We start from the raw sequence: 14496 nt of genomic DNA, 5'->3' as shown, positions 1-14496 counted from the left end.
CAAGGGGTCATTATGTCAGAGTCTATAAATGATGACACGGGTAATTGGTTTGGGCGGTTGGGCGGTTGGTTTGACGATACGCTTGATAAAGCGATAGACGGTTACATCACAATTGAGTCATCAAAACACGAAACCAGTTCAACGCAAGTGCCTGCAAGCGTTGGCGTAACCGAACCTGTTACACAACCAGTGCAAACGGTGACAAATACGCCGTCTACTGTAATGACTACAACCGCAGCACAGCCAGTTAATAACCAAATAATTCAAGGTATTGATAACAAACATTTGGCGATTGGCGTTGGTGGTCTGGTGCTGATGGTGATGGTATTAGGGGGGCGCAAGTAATGGCAGGCATGGGCGATATGTTCAACGGCGGCGGCGGATACTCGCTTTCTGGTGGCTCCGCTACTGCTGGAGGCAATGACAAAGTTGGTGGCGGTTACTCAGGCATTGCATTTGGTGTGTTGCCACCGTTACCGAGTCTATCAAATTTCTCGACTAATAACGGTGAAACAAGTTTTTCAACTGGACTATCAAACCCAACAATTTTATTGATTGGCGTTGCGGCGTTAGCTGCGGGTGTATTCGTCATTAAGCGGGGTGGTTAATGGGTTTTTTTGATAGTAAATCTAGTAAGACAACAACAAATAACGAAGAAAACCGTACACAAGGTGGTCAGTCTTCTACGGGTAATATTTTAAATTACAACGCAGAAGAAGGATCAACGATTCAAGTGTTAGATGAGGGCGCGGTGCAATCCGCGCTGTCATTAGCGGATCGTGTTGTTCAGTCTAATAATTCAACTGTTTTGCAATCACAAGAAAATGCTTTAGCCACAGCATTGGCGGCTCAATCTCAGGCGTTGGCATCTGCAAATGCTGCGCGAGAACAAGCCATTGCATCAGCTAATGCAATGGCACAGGGCGTTATAACGCAAAGCGGTAAATCAATGGAAGAGATGAGCAAATTTGCTAATGCTTCCTTTGAACGTGTTTCTGACTCTAGTGATTTAGCAATAAAAACGGTCCAAGAATCATCAGACAAGAACATGGAACAGATAAGTGGTGCGTATTCAGCGTCACTAAATACCGTTTCAAGCTCTGCCACTAAAAGCCAAGATCAGGTAAGCAAGATGTTGACTAATGTGATGACGCAAGGACAACAAGGACTACAAGAAAGCGCTCAAAAGTCAATGACATGGATTGTCGGGCTAGCTGCTGTAGCGGTTATCGGCGTGGCACTAGCCAAGGGGTAAGGAATGAAATTACAAGTTACGGAAAGTGCAGTTTCTGACCTTACCGCGAGGGGTGAATATGTGTTTGTAGAGAGGGCCGTTGGTTCTCTATACGTCACATTTGTTAAAGATGGCCAGTCTAAAACCACTGAGATTTCTCAAGGTGAGCAGCTAAGAGGCTCTTTTGATTCAATCCAGTTTCAAGCAAAGGAAACGAGTCAGGAAATTGAGTTTCGTATTGGCTGGGGGGAATTTACACCGAATATTACCGCTGTAACGTCCACCCAGATTGCAGGCATTAACGATGCGGTAACGGTACAGAAAATAATTGAGCAAGTGACCGTTTCAGGCATTGCTAGCGAAGTGGCGGTGTCAGGTATCACCAACGAAGTGGCGGTGTCGGGTATTACCAACGAAGTGGCGGTATCGGGTATTACCAACGAAGTGGCGGTGTCAGGTATCACCAACGAAGTGGCGGTGTCGGGTATTACCAACGAAGTGGCGGTGTCGGGTATTACCAACGAAGTGGCGGTGTCGGGCATTACCAATGCTGTAACCGTTACTGATAACACTGGGGATTCATTTGTTTCAACTGATTACACAGTGTTAGCAAATGACTATATCGACATTCCAGCCCGTGACCGCTCTCAGATTGTTTTCCAGAACATGAGTGAGTCAACAACTAAATGCCGTGTGTCTGATACCGCCGAAACTGAAGCGGTTGGCATGTGGGTAATCGGTGGCGGTTCACTGTTTGGTGAATCGCCAATTCTTAGAACTAAATCAGCGTTGCGAATCTGGAATACCTCCAGCGTTGACGCAGTTGTAACCGTTACGGAGGTGTACTGATGCCAGTAACAGCAATTGATGCGCCTGGCGCTGCAAAATCAGCTATCAACCCTATTTCTGGCGTGTTCGGAACGGGGCAAATCAAACTAATTTTTAATGATGAAAATTTTATTGCTCCCGTCACAGGAAAATATCGTATTCGAGTGTGGGGGGCTGGTGGTAAATATAGATATTCTGCTGCGGGAGCTGGTGGCGGATTCTCAATGAAGACAATAGAGTTAAATGAAGGGGATGTTATTCCTGTAACTGTTGCCCGTTCGTCGATGGGTAATACAACATCATTTGGTGTTCATTTATCCGCAACATCTGGGTCTACATTAACAACGAATAGTAATACTAATACTGTTGGCGGTGTCGGTATTGGTGGAGATGTTAATTATGTTGGTGGGCGGGGAGCATACGTAAGCTCGACGGGTCAATACCGAATGGCAGGTGGTGCGGCGTCACTATTTGGTAATGGTGGTGAGGCGGTAGATTCTAATTATTTGATTGACACAGGCGGTAGCGGCCCATCGTCATATTATCAGCCGATTGATCCAGTTAGTACAACAGGTGGGCACGAAATGACATTTCAAGAATGTTTATTGTATGGGTTAGATTTTATAGGAGCGGGATGCGGTGGAACTGACAGAAGAAACGCTGCCAGCGGTGGTGGTGCTGGGAATATCAGTTCGTATTTTGGTATAGCAGGTTTTCCAGCTGGCGGCGGCTCAGATGGCCCAAATCAAACGGGCGCGAACGGTCTAGTAACGGTGGAGTATTAATTATGTACGGACGTATTAAAAATGGCGTTGTTGTAGACGTTTCTACAGACCCAAACACACAATTTCACCCGATTCTAGCCGCTGAATTTGTCGAGATTCCCGACAAAGTTAAAGCGGGTTGGACATTCGACGGCACGGAGTACGCGCCGCCAGTTGTTCCCGATCCTGAGCCAATCGAACCGGAACAGGTAAAACGGGCGATCATTTCCCCCGTTGATTTTAAGTTTCTGTTTACGTTGACTGAGCGTGTGAAGATCAAAGAGCTACGCGCGACTGATCTAGCACTAGATGACTTTTACAGCATGTTAGACGATCCACGCTTAACAGTTATCGACTTGTCGAACAGTCGCATGATTGAAGGCGTTAACTATGCTGTTAACGCGCTGGCCGTTGCGGAAGTTGTCGCAGACCCAGAGCAACGCATTAGCGAAATTTTGGGGGGCGGTGATGCAGTCACAAATGCCTAAGCTTTCCCCCGTTGCGGGTTCGGAATGCTGGCTTCTGCTAGAAGACTGGTTTTATACCAGTCTTTCAGGCGTTCGCTACTGTGTACCAAAAGGTTTCATTACTAACCTAGACAGCGTTCCCCGCATTCCTGTTATTTACGCACTTTATAAAGGCCGCGTACGTGCTGGGGCTGTATTGCATGACTATCTATATAAAATTGGTCACGACAGAAAAGCCGCCGATGAGCTTTTGATTGAAGTCGGTAAAATCGTGGATTTAGTCGAGCAAGAATACTTAGATAACATATATATGGCGGTTCGCGCACTTGGGTGGACTCTATACGAAGAGAAACAACATGAACAAATCACTACTTTGGACGATGCTGGCCGTGGGGGGAGCGATAGCGATAAAAAAGCCTTGAAGGTGGAGGCACCAGTCACCACCGCCAACACCGCCGAACCTGCACCAGTGCCAACACCCGCAACGCTAGTAAACAGCACACAAAGCCCATTGATTCAGAAAACAACATGGGCATTACCAGCGAGCGCCGCCCAGTATTTTAGTGACATCAGATACGCGGAATATCTGAACGGTATCCCGTCAGGTCTGCTAGGTCGCTTACTCTATCAAGAGTCCCGTTTTCGTTCGGACATTATCAGCGGTGCTACGAAATCAAGCGCGGGTGCCGTGGGTATCGCTCAGATCGTCCCGCGCTGGCATCCAGACGTAGACCCAACAGACCCAAAAGCCAGCATAAGCTATGCGGGGCGTTACTTAGCTAAGCTTAAAAAGAATTTTGGAAGTTGGGAAACCGCCCTAGCCGCTTACAACTGGGGATGGGGTAATGTAACCAACGCTAAACAAGAATACGGCTCAAATTGGCTATCACATGCGCCGACTGAAACACAAAACTACGTCAGTCAGATTTGGGGGGATATTGCATAATGTCACTCGTAACCAACAAACAGTTTTTTGTGCTCGTTGGGTTGGGTTTAGCGGGATCATATCTAGCCTATCGAGCGGCAACAGGTAGCATAAAAGCCGTAGGCGAAGCTGCAGAAGGCGCGGCCACAGATACGGTAGATTTCTTCTTTGGTGATGTAATTGAATTTGGTCAATCACTCTGGGGGCACGTAGATAATCTATTCGAGACAACTGGAGTCTATGAAACCCCTGATGTTTTCGATATTAACTACCGCTCACAAGTTCCAAGTGATTGGAGCGAAGAACAATACATTCAATGGAAAGCTAAGGTGCAATCGGGTGACATGATCAACCCCTACCCGTCTAAAATTTAGGAACAGACATGAACAATAAATGGTTAAAACGGATTACGGGCGTAGTCGTTCTCGCGGTGGCCGTGCAACTTGGCGTCCCCGTCCCTATCGCTTTTGAATTAAGTAAAGAAGCATCTGAACAGGTAGCAGAATAATGGAACTAGCACTATTGGAACAACTCACAGGCGCGGGAGCCAACACCGTTACCATAATTTTCGGTTGGGTGCTAATGAGGCACGAACTGCGAATAATGAAACTTGAAAACCGAAGTGAAAAAGGGGCGAATTAATCGCCCCTTTATCGTAAAGTTCATACAAGTCTAATTTAAAGGTATTTGAATGGAAATATTTAAAGAAATATGGCAATACACAAAGGAACTGTTTAAAGGAAACAAATCATTTCTCCTGATATGTGCAATGTCTGCAGTAGTGCTATCTATTTACTTCTTTTCTGCCCCTTACGACTTTGTTAATGAATACGGTATTTTACAAAACCTACATGTGGTGTGGATGCAGTTAGTTTTGATACTAGCCTTAGGCTTTTTGGGGACTGCATTAGTTTTGATAGGTGCATCATCACTATCAGAGCTTTTAAAACAAAAAATAAAAACTATCATGTCAAAAAGGCGTGAAGGAAAAAAATTGGATAGCTTGAAAAAAACTATGACTGAAGAGTTCGAGCTGAGATGGGAATCTTTAACAACTAATCGTAGAAGATGGCTTCGCAAGGTTGCTAACGATGGTGGATCGACAACCATTAGTAACAGGTGCTATTACAGTGGTGATGACTTAGTTCCTACGCTAATAAGGTGGGGGTATCTTGTGACGGGAATAGAGTTGGCTAATGGTAAATTTTCTGCTTGTTTGATACCTGAATTTTGCAACTGGATTATAGAGAATACAGAGGATGAAACAAACTAACCTAAAATGCCATGCTTTAATGTCCACAAAGTGTCCATGAAGAAGGGTTAAAAACACGTAAAACTGTACAAACAAACAGTACTTTATAGGGTGAAAGGGTAGGTTTTATGCGGTATGCCTTTATTTTAGGCATAAAAAAAGGCACCAAATGGTGCCCGGGACCGGAATCGAACCGGTACGATATTTCTATCGCAAGATTTTAAGTCTTGTGCGTCTACCAATTTCGCCACCCGGGCTTGGTACTGATGGAGGCCGGAGTCGGAATCGAACCGGCGTACACGGAGTTGCAGTCCGCTGCATGACCACTCTGCCATCCGGCCTCATATATCAGTAACTCTTAAGAGATTGGAGCGGGAAACGAGGCTCGAACTCGCGACCCCAACCTTGGCAAGGTTGTGCTCTACCACTGAGCTATTCCCGCGTCTCAAAAGATGGAGCGTATTCTATATGAACTGATTCATACGTCAAGAGAAAATACTAAATAAATTGCTAACTTAGTCACTTTTTTTCGAATCGCTCAATCTTCAATCAATCGTGATTAATCCTTATACAACAACGACTAAGAATTGTTCGATTTACTTGCACTCAATTCAGGCCAGGCCGCTTTTAGGTAGATATACATAGACCAAAGCGTTAGCAGAGCTGCAATTATCAGCACAAATAAACCAAAATCTGCCCACCCTGTTCCCGGTGCATTTGATAATAAAATAAAGATGGCGATCATCTGCATAGTGGTTTTGAATTTACCGACAAATGACACAGCAACGCTTGCACGCTTGCCCATCTCTGCCATCCATTCACGCAATGCAGAAATAACAATCTCACGCCCAACAATTACCGCACTGGCCAAGGTCATTAAAGGGTTGTCATAAGCAGCCACAAGAATAATCAATGCTACTGACACCATCACTTTATCAGCAACTGGGTCAAAGAACGCGCCAAACGGTGTAGATTGATTCAATGCACGTGCGAGGAAACCGTCTAACCAATCGGTGATGGCGGCGATACCAAATATCGCGGCACTGGCATAATAACGCCCTTCCCAAGGTAGGTAGTAGATAACAATAAGAACCGGTATTAAGAAGATACGTAATGACGTAAGAAAATTTGGAATATTCATAAAAGCCTTTAAAAAGAATGCCCAACACTGAAAGATGGGCTTAGCTTAACTTTTATGAAGGTAGAGGTATATCTCTTGCGCTTTATTTCCACCGATACCTTTGACTTTAGCGATATCTTCTTGCGATGCCGCTAAAAGCTCTTGATAACCGCCAAAAGCGGTTAGCAAATCCTTACGTCGTTTCGGTCCAACACCTGGAATATTTTCCAGTACAGAATGTCTGCGCTTTTTATCTCGACGACGACGGTGGTTCTTTATCGCAAATCGATGTGCTTCGTCGCGAATGTGCTGAATCAAGTGCAAAGCTGCCGAATCTGGTGGCAAAACGACTTCGTCTTCTTTCGAACCAATATACAAGGTTTCTAATCCCGGTTTACGAGTATCCCCTTTCGCTACCCCAAGCAAAAATATATCAACGAGACCAAGCTCTGCTAGAACGGCTTCCGCTTGTGATAGTTGCCCTTTACCACCATCAATTAACAATACATCAGGTGCTTCAAGTTCGCCGTCTTTGACACGCTTATAACGCCGAGTTAAAGCTTGATGCATCGCGGCATAATCATCACCCGCTTCAACGCCTTCTATATTGAACGAACGGTAGCGTTTTTTATCCGGCCCATCAGGGCCAAAGACCACACAAGATGCAACGGTCGCCTCGCCACTAGAGTGAGATATATCAAAACACTCCATATGCAACGGCGGTTCTTTGAAGCCGAGCACCTTTTGCAACGCAGTAATGCGACTAAAGTGGTTACGCTTATCTGTTAGTCGAGCCTGTAGACCTTGTTCGGCATTTAATTTTGCTAAGTCAAGCCAGCGTGCACGCTGACCTCGCACACTGTGCGTGACTTCTATTTTTTTGTTCGTGGTTTCAAACAAGGCATTGGCGATGGCCTCTTCATCTTCAATAGGATGACTAAGAATCAAAGATTTAGGCAGCTCTTGTGCGCCACCAACGTATAACTGTGCAATAAACGAAGACAGCAGCTCAGACTCATTCAGTTCAATAGGCATTTTAGGATAGTGACTTTTACTGCCAATTACCTTTCCTTGCCTCACCATCATCACGTGCACACAAAAACCGCCCGGCTGAATTAGCGCCGCAATAATATCTGCATCGCCGGTTTGGCCATAAACGTGTTGCTCTTCTTGAACATGCTTTAGCTGGATAATTTGATCACGTAGTGCGGCCGCACGTTCGAACTCCATATCCGTCGCAGCGTCTGTCATTTTCTCAGTTAACTCAGAGGTTAGCTCTTGATTTTTACCCTGCAAAAACATGTGAGCATGATGCACGTCTTCCGCGTATTCCGCATCACTAATGATACCGACACATGGAGCGGAGCAACGTTTGATTTGATACTGCAAGCATGGACGAGTTCGGTTACTGTAAACCGAATCTTCACATTGCCGAACTCGAAAGACCTTCTGCATAGCAATCAAGCTTTCACGTACTGCAACACCATTTGGGTAAGGCCCATATAGGCGGCCTTCCTTAGATTTACCGCCACGGCGGAACAGAATGGCAGGATGATCATGATTTGAGATTAGGATGTAGGGATAAGACTTATCGTCTCGCAGCAAAATATTATACGGCGGACGATGTTGCTTGATTAAGGTTTGCTCAAGCAGTAAAGCTTCGGTTTCACTTTTGGTGACCGCAATTTCGATGTCATCGATACGACTAACTAACGCCATGGTTTTGGTCGTTAAGCCTGTCGCTCTAAAGTAACTCGACACGCGGTTTTTGAGGTTTTTCGCTTTACCAACGTACAGCAATTCACCTTTGCCATACATGCGGTAAACACCTGGACGTGTTGTTAAATTTTGTACGAAATATTTGGGATCAAAGTCTTGCGACACTCAATTACCTTTTACACCAGTCCAAGCACATTATAACGCATAGCAAGCCGCGCGAGCTCAACATCACTTTGAATTTCAAGCTTGGTAAAAATTCGCTTGCGAAAGGTACTAACTGTTTTATCGGATACGTTTAGCCTATCTGCAATCTCTTTGGTCTTCACACAATCGACGATCATTTGCGCCACCTGAAGCTCACGCTCAGACAATTCACCAAACGGTGAATCAGACCCATTCTTGGTCGTTTTAGATAGCGCTACTTTTTGAGCAACAACACGAGAAAGATATTGTTTTCCTTGGATGACGGTTTCTAATGCTTCAACTAACTCAGATTGATCTGAGCCCTTTGCAACATACCCACTGGCACCTGCTTCCATCATTTTTGCTGGATAAGGCGCGTCATCAGTGCCTGATAATGCAATGACTTTTGTATCAGGGTACAAGCGTTTAATCTCAAGAGTTGCGCCGAGTCCACCAATACCAGGCATATGCACGTCCATTAAAACAATGTCGATGCGTTCATTTCTCAGCACTTTAAGAGCGTCTTCGCCAGTGTGTACGGTTCCCCATACATGGACGCTCGGAATGTCTTCAATGACACGTTTTATCCCTTCACACACCATGGTGTGATCATCGACAATCAGAACCTTACGCATCTCTACCTCATATAAAGCACTAAACCCTATGTACAATATTATCGTTTACGAAACTTTTCGAAAAGAAATAACGACTTACAAAACGTAGTTATTTGTAAGGCTTTTTTAAAGTATTTTCTATCATCATCATTACAAAAATTTTTAACGTTCAACATCACGTAATGTTTTGTAAAAGATATAACCCATCACTTAGCACAAAGCTGATATCTATGAATAAGCTAGTGCGGTAACGTACCTTTATACCCTAAAGCTTTAAGCGACTCTTGTGCTCGCTCACGATACAAACCTCGAATTTTGGTGCCTTTCGTTTTGTATAAGTAGTACAAATATGGTGCTACATCACTTTCTGTCAGATTTAACTGCTTAGACAAATCGCTTAACAAATCATCCAAAATGGGAGCCGATTTATCCTCTATCATAACGGGTTTCGGTATTACTAACTTTTCGCCATTGATCACTTTGTCGACTAAGCGGGTGTAATGCTTTTCAAATATGGGCCTAGTCGTACGCTCATCTTCAGTGCTTAAGTAGTGCCAACCCGTCTCCGAGCCAGCAAAATAAACGGCGGCATGTGACCAACGATTTTCTTGCGGATTATGACGACAGCCACAGGCTTCCATATACGCTTGGCGTGGCTCTGGTAAGCCGTACGCTTTGTAAGCAGTTTGAATAACCGATAAAAACTCTGAAATAGTAGGCGGCCACGCAAAACGTTCTTTGGTCCGCTCCACAGCATAGGCTAACAACGGCTCTTGGAAGCCTTTCAAGGCAATCGCCCACTCACGTTTAGCCAGTTTAACTTCTTCTGTTGTCGAATACGCAGAAGCAAATTTATGTGTGTAAATCGCTTTAAAACGAGCAAATAGCATGTTCACCAACACACGCGTTCGCTGCTCTGCTTCTTGGGAAGCTTGGCTTTGTTCTTGCCCAGTACTACCAGTCTGTGTCGTGAATGTTTGTGAGGGCGCTGCTAACTTGCTCTCGATTGGACTTAGAATTTGCTGTATAGGTTGCGGTTCCTTCATAGGACTGACGATCCGATTGTTTGTATTGCCATTGACGTTTTACGTATTTAAAGAATTCGCTGTTCCATGTACGAACATTTTTACGCTGCTCTTTTATTCTTAGCAAAAACTCCGCTAAAAGAGACTCCGCAAATTCCCGCTCTATACCCGCCTGCTGAATTTGTTCAAAAGTAGCATCTTCAGGTAGCCATTGATCGGGCTGACGCGTTCGCTCTTTGGCTTCAAGATACAAATCAAAGTCAGTTAACCCTCGTCGATCTTTCCCCGAGGCGGGCGTTGGCATTGACGATTCAGTATTTTGTGGCTTCGGGCGCTGAGTAAACTGCGGTTTTGGTTTCGCACCTTGATTATAGGCTTCTGTTTGTAGGCGCGATAATTTGCTCATCGCATCTTCTTTTGTTTCAGCAGACTTCTGAGCAGCTGGCGCAGCAGTCTGTTGCTTTGTCGCTTGAGCATCAGTATGAATTTTCTGCTCACCAGACTCTAATAATATTTCTACGCCGGAGTCTGAACGACGGAACTGTAACACATGCGCCATTTGAAGACTGCTCAGCAAGCGGGCCACATATGGTGCGGTCCAAAAAGGCAGCATTTCAACTAATTCTCTATGAGAAATTTTCATCTGACGAGTACTAAGATGATGTGATCGCTGCTGTAAATAAGTCAGCAATACACTTTCCTCTAGACCAAGCTCGCAAGCTAGGTTAAACGAGACGGGTAACAAAAAATCAGGGGCAGCCATAAACACGACCATTTCGTTCGGGATTGTTCAGTTTACCAAACGGCAAAGCTTTTAGCACGATAACTCGCTTTTCTCATAGGAAGCAAGTACAAAAAAAATCTGTTTCAGAGATTTATGACAAGAACATTTCTTTACAGTTAAAGAGTGTTGACAGGGAATTTTTGGACTCCTATGCTGAAACTGTGCCGTGGAGTTGGACACCTTCCATTCTCCAAGAATCGGCCAACTTTACTGAGGAGAAAGTTGTATGTACACAATAAATATTACTGGTCACCACGTCGACGTCACTCCAGCTATCAAAGATCACATTAATGAGAAAATGAACAAGATTGCCAAGTTAAGTGATCAAATAACCTCCGTCAACGTAACACTTGTACAAGACAGTAAAGAACAAAAAGCAGAAGCACGAATACATCTACCCGGCAAAGAACTGTTTGCTGTCGCGTCTTCTGAAGATCGCTTATTCCATGCCATTGACAACATGATTGATAAATTGGCTCGCCAAGTGGATAAGCACAAAACAAAACAAGCTTCTGGCACCCACAAAGCCGCCGTAGCTTCATAAAATTTAATGATTTCCCAGCGCTAAACGCCTGCTTACCAAGCGGGCGTTTTCGTTTCTTATTAGATACGCACAATAAATATTGAACTTTGGAACTTCTGCCCTCATAGTCTGTCCTATATAAAAGGTTAATCTAACTAGGAGAGCACATATCATGCGTTACACTGATGCCCTTTCGACTCATACGTCCCAGTCGGCTAACAAGACGCTGCGTAACACGTATGGATTACTATCACTAACCTTGCTTTTCAGTGCGTTTACCGCTGGTGTGAGCGTGGTTATGAATTTACCGCCTATGGGCTTAATTATTACATTGGTCGGCTTCTACGGTTTACTATTTTTGACGCATAAATGTAAAAATAGTGCTGCTGGCATTTTATGCGTTTTCGCATTGACTGGCTTTATGGGACTAACTCTGGGCCCTATTCTTAACATGTACCTGAACATGGCCAACGGTGGGACACTGATCATGAGTGCCTTAGCAATGACAGGACTCTCTTTTATGGGTCTTTCTGCCTACGCGCTTATATCTAAAAAAGATTTCAGTTTCCTTAATGGCTTCATCACCATAGGCTTCTTTGCATTATTGTTTGCCATGGTTGCTGGCTTCTTTATCCAACTTCCAGCACTTCAGATCTTTATTTCTGTTGGCTTCACACTTTTCTCTGCAGCCATTATCTTACTGCAAACCAGTGAGATCGTACGTGGTGGAGAAACTAACTACATTATGGCAACAGTGAACCTATATGTTTCTTTGTACAACATGTTCCTAAGCCTATTGTCTCTATTCGGTATGGCAAGCGACGACTAATCGCGCCACAGGATATTAAAAGGCCGCAGACTGCGGCCTTTTTTATGTGTAAAATTTGCTTTATTTTATGAAGCAATCCTATGAATTACTCTCTTTTCATAACAGGCAGTCCAACAAGCAGTAAAGCCTGCCATACGGCACTAGACTTTGCTGAAGCAGTCGTCCAAAACAGCACACATACGCTGTCAGGTGTCTTTTTTTACGAAGAAGCCGTTAGCGTAGCGAATGCGCTGGCCATGCCGCCACGCGACGAATGCAATATTCGAGATGAATGGATGCAGTTCGCCCAGAAACACAGCATTCCTTTATACGTGTGTATCGCAGCAGCACTTCGTCGTGGTGAGCTTAATGAAGCAGAAGCTAAACGTCATGAAGTCCATCACCACAACCTTGCCAGTGGTTTCCAGTTAGAGGGGCTCGGTAGTTTATTAAGTTTAACGCTTGAGTCTGATCGCACCGTGAGGTTCAAGTAATATGTCTACTCTCATCTATCTTTCAAGCTCACCTTATAGCAGCAATACGATTAAAGAAGCTCTGGACCTCGCACTAGTCTTTGGGACATTCGAGCAATCAATCAGCATTGCCATAACGGGTGACGCCTTAGCACTATTAATTGCCTCCCAAACGCCAACAGTCCGACAAGGAAAACATCTATTCAAACTGCTTGATGGGCTAGAGTTTTACGATATCGAGAATATTTATGTAAAGCAGGATGAGATTGCTAAGCTCGCTATTGAAACATGGCCTGGTGTATCCCCTCTAGCGCAAGAAAGCTGGCTCAACATGCTCGATAAATATTCAGACATCTACCACTTTTAAGGGGTAACCATGAAGCTGTATCAGATAAATAAAAGTATGTACCCACAAAGCGTCGAACAAGATTGGCAATTAAGTTTGGTGTCTGGTGATGCGGTATTATTAATGGAGGTCGGTGTACTCCGAGCCCTAACCCAACAATCAATGCTCACTCAACTGATCGAAAAAGGCGTTAATCTCTACTTTAGGGAGCACGATTTAACCGCTAATGGTCTATCTGTATCTTTTGGTGAGGCCATTTCCGATCCACATTGGGTCGATTTGACTACGCAATATGACAAAATTGTATCATGGTGATTTATGACATTATCAGCTAAACATTTCGATGAAGAAGGCTACTTGCTTAACCTCTGTGATTGGAGCGAAGCCCTAGCAGAAGAAATCGCCACACAAGAAGGTCTTGTACTGACAGCGGAGCACTGGGCGGTTTTAACAGTGTTGCGCAACTTCTATCAACAGTTTGAAGTATCGCCCGCTATGCGCCCTTTTGTGAAAGCCGTTGCAAAAGAACTGGGAGCAGAAAAAGGGAAAAGTATCTATCTAATGAAGCTTTTCCCAGGCAGTCCACCAAAGCTTGCTGCCAAAATTGCGGGATTGCCTAAACCAGCTAATTGCCTTTAGAAAAGGCAGCAAATGCTGCCTTTCTTGTCTTAAAGATTGGTTACTTTCCAAACCATGACAGCTTGTCTTGTAATGCGACAACTTCGCCAATGATCAGCAAGGCGGGTGACTTCACTTCATTCTCTAAGGCCATTTGGTGCACATCTTTCATCGTTGAAGTGAACACTCGCTGCTCTATTGAGGTGCCTTTTTCGACAATGGCCACAGGCATAGAAGGACGCATGCCAAATCGAATCAATGACTGACTAATGGATTCTAGGCCAGTCAAACCCATGTAAATCACCAAAGTTTGCGATGGATGTACCAACTCATCCCAAGGCAAATCTGTGGTACCATCTTTAAGGTGACCGGTTAGAAAACGAACCGATTGAGCATAGTCTCGATGCGTAAGCGGAATACCAGCATACGCTGCACAACCAGCTGCTGCCGTTACCCCTGGGACCACTTCAAACGAAACACCTTCACAAACTAACTCTTCCAGCTCTTCTCCACCACGCCCAAAGATAAATGGATCGCCGCCTTTTAAACGAACAACAACCTTACCTTCTTGTGCTTTACTCGCCAGTAACTGATTAATTTGATCCTGCGGCAAACTGTGCAATGACTTGGCTTTGCCAACATAAAGCTTTTCAGCAGCATCAGGGATCATTGCGATGATTTGATCACCGACCAAACGATCGTAAAGCACAACGTCTGCAGCCAAAAGTAAACGATGCGCTTTCATCGTTAACAAGTCAGGGTCACCTGGACCTGCTCCGACTAAATATACTTTACCTGTCATAATGTTTATTT

Annotated in this window: 22 protein-coding genes and 3 tRNA genes; 16 read left to right on the top strand and 9 right to left on the bottom strand. The window is 44.5% G+C overall.

Translation table 11 applies throughout. The features are described 5' to 3' along the window. The first annotated feature begins 12 nt into the window (after nucleotides 1-12). The 10 genes from AYW75_RS05840 to AYW75_RS05800 all read left to right on the top strand — a co-directional run bounded on the left by AYW75_RS05840 (nucleotide 13) and on the right by AYW75_RS05800 (nucleotide 5491). Nucleotides 13-345, top strand: a complete 333-nt coding sequence (locus AYW75_RS05840) for a hypothetical protein (RefSeq protein WP_067096785.1) — start codon at nucleotides 13-15, stop codon at nucleotides 343-345. After that, nucleotides 345-608 (top strand): hypothetical protein, encoded by a 264-nt coding sequence (locus tag AYW75_RS05835; protein WP_067096782.1) that lies wholly within the window; start codon nucleotides 345-347, stop codon nucleotides 606-608. The genes AYW75_RS05840 and AYW75_RS05835 overlap by 1 nt, the downstream gene beginning before the upstream one ends. Then, nucleotides 608-1255: a hypothetical protein gene (locus AYW75_RS05830; RefSeq protein WP_067096779.1), complete on the top strand. Its 648-nt coding sequence runs from the start codon at nucleotides 608-610 to the stop codon at nucleotides 1253-1255. Before AYW75_RS05835 ends, AYW75_RS05830 begins: the two co-directional genes overlap by 1 nt. A 3-nt stretch (nucleotides 1256-1258) precedes the next feature. Further along, nucleotides 1259-2083: a DUF3060 domain-containing protein gene (locus tag AYW75_RS05825; RefSeq protein WP_067096776.1), complete on the top strand. Its 825-nt coding sequence runs from the start codon at nucleotides 1259-1261 to the stop codon at nucleotides 2081-2083. Beyond that, on the top strand, nucleotides 2083-2847 hold the full coding sequence (locus tag AYW75_RS05820) for a hypothetical protein (RefSeq protein WP_067096774.1): 765 nt from the start codon (nucleotides 2083-2085) through the stop codon (nucleotides 2845-2847). The genes AYW75_RS05825 and AYW75_RS05820 overlap by 1 nt, the downstream gene beginning before the upstream one ends. A gap of 2 nt (nucleotides 2848-2849) precedes the next feature. Further along, on the top strand, nucleotides 2850-3314 hold the full coding sequence (locus AYW75_RS05815; RefSeq protein WP_067096771.1) for a hypothetical protein: 465 nt from the start codon (nucleotides 2850-2852) through the stop codon (nucleotides 3312-3314). Beyond that, complete coding sequence (locus tag AYW75_RS05810; RefSeq protein WP_067096768.1) at nucleotides 3295-4239, top strand: transglycosylase SLT domain-containing protein; 945 nt, start codon at nucleotides 3295-3297, stop codon at nucleotides 4237-4239. The genes AYW75_RS05815 and AYW75_RS05810 overlap by 20 nt, the downstream gene beginning before the upstream one ends. After that, complete coding sequence (locus tag AYW75_RS05805) at nucleotides 4239-4592, top strand: hypothetical protein (RefSeq protein ID WP_067096765.1); 354 nt, start codon at nucleotides 4239-4241, stop codon at nucleotides 4590-4592. The genes AYW75_RS05810 and AYW75_RS05805 overlap by 1 nt, the downstream gene beginning before the upstream one ends. A gap of 8 nt (nucleotides 4593-4600) precedes the next feature. Continuing rightward, nucleotides 4601-4726 carry a hypothetical protein gene (locus AYW75_RS19120; protein WP_269447777.1) on the top strand — a complete coding sequence of 42 codons (126 nt, stop codon included), beginning with the start codon at nucleotides 4601-4603 and terminating at the stop codon, nucleotides 4724-4726. Nucleotides 4727-4909: 183 nt separating this feature from the next. Next, complete coding sequence (locus AYW75_RS05800) at nucleotides 4910-5491, top strand: hypothetical protein (RefSeq protein WP_067096760.1); 582 nt, start codon at nucleotides 4910-4912, stop codon at nucleotides 5489-5491. Between the two features lie 149 nt (nucleotides 5492-5640). Here AYW75_RS05800 and AYW75_RS05795 read toward each other — a convergent pair. From AYW75_RS05795 to AYW75_RS05760, 8 genes are all read right to left on the bottom strand, one after another. After that, nucleotides 5641-5727, bottom strand: a tRNA-Leu gene (locus AYW75_RS05795). A gap of 10 nt (nucleotides 5728-5737) precedes the next feature. After that, a tRNA-Cys gene (locus tag AYW75_RS05790) sits at nucleotides 5738-5811 on the bottom strand. A 26-nt stretch (nucleotides 5812-5837) separates the two neighbouring features. After that, nucleotides 5838-5912, bottom strand: a tRNA-Gly gene (locus tag AYW75_RS05785). Between the two features lie 138 nt (nucleotides 5913-6050). Further along, on the bottom strand, nucleotides 6051-6611 hold the full coding sequence (gene pgsA, locus AYW75_RS05780; protein ID WP_067096757.1) for a CDP-diacylglycerol--glycerol-3-phosphate 3-phosphatidyltransferase: 561 nt from the start codon (nucleotides 6609-6611) through the stop codon (nucleotides 6051-6053). 45 nt (nucleotides 6612-6656) lie between these two features. Continuing rightward, nucleotides 6657-8474 (bottom strand): excinuclease ABC subunit UvrC, encoded by a 1818-nt coding sequence (uvrC, locus tag AYW75_RS05775; protein WP_067096754.1) that lies wholly within the window; start codon nucleotides 8472-8474, stop codon nucleotides 6657-6659. Nucleotides 8475-8485: 11 nt separating this feature from the next. After that, a complete protein-coding gene (locus tag AYW75_RS05770; protein ID WP_067096751.1) occupies nucleotides 8486-9127 on the bottom strand; it encodes a response regulator in 642 nt (213 codons plus the stop codon). 218 nt (nucleotides 9128-9345) lie between these two features. Continuing rightward, nucleotides 9346-10152, bottom strand: coding sequence for a replication protein P (locus tag AYW75_RS05765; RefSeq protein ID WP_231886151.1), 807 nt, complete (start codon nucleotides 10150-10152; stop codon nucleotides 9346-9348). Continuing rightward, complete coding sequence (locus tag AYW75_RS05760) at nucleotides 10061-10894, bottom strand: DnaT-like ssDNA-binding domain-containing protein (RefSeq protein WP_067096745.1); 834 nt, start codon at nucleotides 10892-10894, stop codon at nucleotides 10061-10063. The genes AYW75_RS05765 and AYW75_RS05760 overlap by 92 nt, the downstream gene beginning before the upstream one ends. A 247-nt stretch (nucleotides 10895-11141) precedes the next feature. Between AYW75_RS05760 and hpf the strand changes: the two genes are divergently transcribed. The 6 genes from hpf (at nucleotide 11142) to AYW75_RS05730 (ending at nucleotide 13704) form a co-directional block, all read left to right on the top strand. Further along, nucleotides 11142-11459, top strand: coding sequence for a ribosome hibernation-promoting factor, HPF/YfiA family (gene hpf / locus AYW75_RS05755; protein WP_067096740.1), 318 nt, complete (start codon nucleotides 11142-11144; stop codon nucleotides 11457-11459). Nucleotides 11460-11610: 151 nt separating this feature from the next. Beyond that, nucleotides 11611-12267: a Bax inhibitor-1/YccA family protein gene (locus AYW75_RS05750; RefSeq protein WP_067096737.1), complete on the top strand. Its 657-nt coding sequence runs from the start codon at nucleotides 11611-11613 to the stop codon at nucleotides 12265-12267. An 80-nt stretch (nucleotides 12268-12347) separates the two neighbouring features. Beyond that, on the top strand, nucleotides 12348-12740 hold the full coding sequence (gene tusD / locus AYW75_RS05745) for a sulfurtransferase complex subunit TusD (RefSeq protein WP_067096732.1): 393 nt from the start codon (nucleotides 12348-12350) through the stop codon (nucleotides 12738-12740). A 1-nt stretch (nucleotide 12741) separates the two neighbouring features. Then, nucleotides 12742-13086, top strand: a complete 345-nt coding sequence (locus AYW75_RS05740) for a DsrE family protein (RefSeq protein ID WP_067096728.1) — start codon at nucleotides 12742-12744, stop codon at nucleotides 13084-13086. Between the two features lie 9 nt (nucleotides 13087-13095). Then, nucleotides 13096-13380, top strand: coding sequence for a DsrH/TusB family sulfur relay protein (locus AYW75_RS05735; RefSeq protein ID WP_067096725.1), 285 nt, complete (start codon nucleotides 13096-13098; stop codon nucleotides 13378-13380). 3 nt (nucleotides 13381-13383) lie between these two features. Then, the gene (locus AYW75_RS05730; RefSeq protein WP_067096722.1) at nucleotides 13384-13704 is read left to right on the top strand and encodes a TusE/DsrC/DsvC family sulfur relay protein; all 321 of its coding nucleotides are present in this window, start codon (nucleotides 13384-13386) and stop codon (nucleotides 13702-13704) included. 40 nt (nucleotides 13705-13744) lie between these two features. Here the strand turns inward: AYW75_RS05730 and cobA are convergent, their stop codons facing one another. Next, nucleotides 13745-14485 carry a uroporphyrinogen-III C-methyltransferase gene (cobA, locus tag AYW75_RS05725; RefSeq protein ID WP_067096719.1) on the bottom strand — a complete coding sequence of 247 codons (741 nt, stop codon included), beginning with the start codon at nucleotides 14483-14485 and terminating at the stop codon, nucleotides 13745-13747. Nucleotides 14486-14496 lie beyond the last annotated feature (11 nt).

Origin of the sequence: Marinomonas atlantica (genome assembly GCF_001639725.1) — a bacterium.
Lineage (GTDB): Bacteria > Pseudomonadota > Gammaproteobacteria > Pseudomonadales > Marinomonadaceae > Marinomonas > Marinomonas atlantica.
Note: the sequence above shows the minus strand (reverse complement) of the source record. Positions and strands in the feature narration are given on the sequence as shown.

Coding starts and splice junctions, on each gene's coding strand:
- AYW75_RS05840 (WP_067096785.1), top strand. CDS start 13: ATGTCAGAGTCTATAAATGATGACACGGGTAATTGGTTTGGGCGGTTG.
- AYW75_RS05835 (WP_067096782.1), top strand. CDS start 345: ATGGCAGGCATGGGCGATATGTTCAACGGCGGCGGCGGATACTCGCTT.
- AYW75_RS05830 (WP_067096779.1), top strand. CDS start 608: ATGGGTTTTTTTGATAGTAAATCTAGTAAGACAACAACAAATAACGAA.
- AYW75_RS05825 (WP_067096776.1), top strand. CDS start 1,259: ATGAAATTACAAGTTACGGAAAGTGCAGTTTCTGACCTTACCGCGAGG.
- AYW75_RS05820 (WP_067096774.1), top strand. CDS start 2,083: ATGCCAGTAACAGCAATTGATGCGCCTGGCGCTGCAAAATCAGCTATC.
- AYW75_RS05815 (WP_067096771.1), top strand. CDS start 2,850: ATGTACGGACGTATTAAAAATGGCGTTGTTGTAGACGTTTCTACAGAC.
- AYW75_RS05810 (WP_067096768.1), top strand. CDS start 3,295: ATGCAGTCACAAATGCCTAAGCTTTCCCCCGTTGCGGGTTCGGAATGC.
- AYW75_RS05805 (WP_067096765.1), top strand. CDS start 4,239: ATGTCACTCGTAACCAACAAACAGTTTTTTGTGCTCGTTGGGTTGGGT.
- AYW75_RS19120 (WP_269447777.1), top strand. CDS start 4,601: ATGAACAATAAATGGTTAAAACGGATTACGGGCGTAGTCGTTCTCGCG.
- AYW75_RS05800 (WP_067096760.1), top strand. CDS start 4,910: ATGGAAATATTTAAAGAAATATGGCAATACACAAAGGAACTGTTTAAA.
- pgsA (WP_067096757.1), bottom strand. CDS start 6,611: ATGAATATTCCAAATTTTCTTACGTCATTACGTATCTTCTTAATACCG.
- AYW75_RS05770 (WP_067096751.1), bottom strand. CDS start 9,127: ATGCGTAAGGTTCTGATTGTCGATGATCACACCATGGTGTGTGAAGGG.
- AYW75_RS05765 (WP_231886151.1), bottom strand. CDS start 10,152: ATGAAGGAACCGCAACCTATACAGCAAATTCTAAGTCCAATCGAGAGC.
- AYW75_RS05760 (WP_067096745.1), bottom strand. CDS start 10,894: ATGGCTGCCCCTGATTTTTTGTTACCCGTCTCGTTTAACCTAGCTTGC.
- hpf (WP_067096740.1), top strand. CDS start 11,142: ATGTACACAATAAATATTACTGGTCACCACGTCGACGTCACTCCAGCT.
- AYW75_RS05750 (WP_067096737.1), top strand. CDS start 11,611: ATGCGTTACACTGATGCCCTTTCGACTCATACGTCCCAGTCGGCTAAC.
- tusD (WP_067096732.1), top strand. CDS start 12,348: ATGAATTACTCTCTTTTCATAACAGGCAGTCCAACAAGCAGTAAAGCC.
- AYW75_RS05740 (WP_067096728.1), top strand. CDS start 12,742: ATGTCTACTCTCATCTATCTTTCAAGCTCACCTTATAGCAGCAATACG.
- AYW75_RS05735 (WP_067096725.1), top strand. CDS start 13,096: ATGAAGCTGTATCAGATAAATAAAAGTATGTACCCACAAAGCGTCGAA.
- AYW75_RS05730 (WP_067096722.1), top strand. CDS start 13,384: ATGACATTATCAGCTAAACATTTCGATGAAGAAGGCTACTTGCTTAAC.
- cobA (WP_067096719.1), bottom strand. CDS start 14,485: ATGACAGGTAAAGTATATTTAGTCGGAGCAGGTCCAGGTGACCCTGAC.